Consider the following 2,744-nt stretch of genomic DNA (forward strand, 5'->3'; position numbering starts at 1 on the left):
ACGATGCGTTCGCCGGTGTCGGTCTGGAGCCGATAGACGCGTGTCGATTCATTCGGCAGGCGTTTCCAGATCGGCAGCAACAATCCGGCGACAATGTGGATGATGCTGTCGGTGAATTCCGGCACATCCGCGATCTCGGCGTTCCACGCTCGGGCAAACGTCGCGCGGTCGGCTTCGACCCAATGGCTCTCCTCCATCATCTTCAAGGACGCGTGATGCTGTTCCATCGGACGGATCAGCCGAATGCGGCGTTCGATCTCGCCGTCGTCAAGCATCAGGCTCGGCGCCGGGACCTGCACAGCGGCGCGCCCTGAGCGATCATTGACCAGCAGCACTGCGCGAGGGTCGGACAGCTGGTCGAGCGCCTGATCGAGCGTCACCGGGCTATTGCGCTCGCGCTGCGTGATCGTGAGCAGCCGTGTCTCAGCGGACGTGCCGGGGTGGGTGTAGATGGTCTGCCGGTCAGTGACGATGAAGCTTTCGGCTGTCAGCGTCTCCAGCCCGACATCGTAGATGCCCGATGCGATGGCGCCCTCGATGCGGGCGTTCAGCAATTGCTCGAACGCCGTGAACAGGATGCCCTGAAGCGCGATGGTCAAGGCCAGCAGCCGGTTCAGGAAGGTAGTAATTGGCGGCAGATCGTCCTTGATGCCGTTCGCATCCATCAGGCTGAGGCCGGTGGCGTCCTCGAACAGCGCCAGCGAGCAACCCTCCACCTTGCCGCGCACAAGCAGCATGTAGAGCTGGCGCAGCGCATCACGCGCATATTGGCTTTCCAGGTTGTCCTCGGGCCGGAATAGGCCTTGCCCGCCGGTCTGGCGCTGGCCGCGCGTGATGGCGCCGAGCGTGTCGAGACGCCGGGCGATGGTCGAGAGGAAGCGCTTTTCGGCCTTTACGTCCGTCGCGATTGGCCGGAACAGCGGCGGTTGCTGCTGGTTCGTCCGGTTAGTGCGACCAAGCCCCTGAATCGCGGCATCGGCCTTCCAGCCAGGTTCAAGGAGATAGTGAACCCGCAGGCGGCGGTTCTTCGCCGAAAGTTCGGCGTGATAGGAACGGCCTGTACCGCCGGCGTCGGAGAAGATCAGGATGCGCTTGGCATCGTCCATGAAGGCCTGCGTCTCGGCGAGGTTGGCGGAACCAGCCCGGTTCTCGACGACAAGACGCTCGCCCTTGCGGACCACGCGGCGCGAGCGGCCTGTGACTTCGGCCACAATGTCCGCGCCGAAGCGTTGGACGATCTGGTCGAGCGCGCCGGGGACCGGCGGAAGGGAAGCGAGCTTCTCGATCAGACTGTTCCGGCGGGCCACGGCCTCGCGGCTTTCGACGGGCTGCCCATCCCGATAGACGGGCCGAGACGACAGATTGCCCTCGCTGTCGGTGAAGGGCTCGTAGAGCTGCACCGGGAAGGAATGGGCGAGATAGTCGAGAACATATTCGCGCGGTGTGATGTCGACGCGGACGTCGTTCCATTCCTCGGTCGGGATTTCGGCTAAGCGCCGTTCCATCAGTGCTTCGCCGGTAGAAACGATCTGGATTACGGCGGCATGGCCAGCCTCGAGATCATGATCGATGGAACGGATCAGCGTTGGCGTTTTCATGCTGGTCAGCAGATGGCCGAAGAAGCGCTGCTTGGCTGACTCAAAAGCTGAGCGCGCAGCGGACTTGGCTTGGCGGTTCAACGTGCCGTGCTCGCCGGTGATGTTGGCGGCCTGCATGGCGGCATCGAGATTGTTGTGAATGATCGAGAACGCACCCGCGTAGGCATCATAGATGCGGGTCTGGTCGGGCGTGAGCTGGTGCTCGATCAGCTCATATTCGACGCCGTCATAGGAAAGCGAGCGCGCCGCGTAGAGACCAAGTGCCCGAAGGTCGCGCGCCAGAACCTCCATGGCCGCAATGCCGCCAGCCTCGATCGCCTCGACAAATTCAGCCCGCGTGGAGAAGGGGAAGTCTTCGCCGCCCCAGAGGCCGAGGCGTTGGGCATAAGCGAGGTTGTGAACCGTGGTGGCGCCGGTCGCCGACACATAAACCACGCGTGCGTTCGGCAGCGCGTGCTGGAGGCGCAGGCCAGCACGGCCTTGCTGCGACGCAGCTTGGTCGCCGCGTTCTCCCTTGCCGCCAGCGGCATTCTGCATGGCATGGCTCTCGTCGAAAATGATCACTCCATCGAAGTCGGAGCCTAACCATTCGACGATTTGGCGGACGCGCGAAACCTTCTCGCCGCGGTCGTCGGAGCGTAGCGTGGCATAGGTGGTGAATAGGACACCTTGCGCCAATCGAACCGGTGTGCCCTGACGAAAGCGCGACAGCGGCGTCACCAGCAACCGCTCCATGCCGAGCGCCGACCAGTCGCGCTGCGCATCCTCCAGCAGCTTGTCGGATTTTGAGACCCAGAGGGCGCGGCGGCGGCCTTTCAACCAATTGTCGAGAAGGATGCCGGCGGCCTGACGGCCTTTGCCGGCGCCTGTGCCATCACCCAGAAACCAGCCCTTACGAAAGCGGACGGCGTTCTCAGCGTCGTCGCGCGCGGCCGATACCACATCGAAGGTTTCATCGATCGACCATGATCCGGCGAGGAAGTCTGAATGGGCTTCGCCGGCATAGATGACGGATTCGAGCTGAGCATCGGAAAGCAGGCCGTCGGTGATGACCGCGTTCGGCAGGTGCGGGCGGTAGCTTGGCAGCGGCGGCGCTACCGAGGCCATCGCGGCGGATTGCACCAGCTTGGTCGGATGCGCCTGAGA

The 2,744-nt window shown here is 63.6% G+C and carries 1 protein-coding gene; it reads right to left on the reverse strand.

Features of this window, described 5'->3' with window-relative positions; translation table 11 throughout:
* Positions 1–2,744 (reverse strand): strawberry notch family protein (locus ACESNB_RS03940; RefSeq protein WP_373004152.1); only part of this gene is annotated, 2,744 nt, incomplete at both ends.

It is taken from the genome of Hyphomonas sp., from assembly GCF_041689225.1.
In the GTDB taxonomy this organism is placed as follows: domain Bacteria; phylum Pseudomonadota; class Alphaproteobacteria; order Caulobacterales; family Hyphomonadaceae; genus Hyphomonas.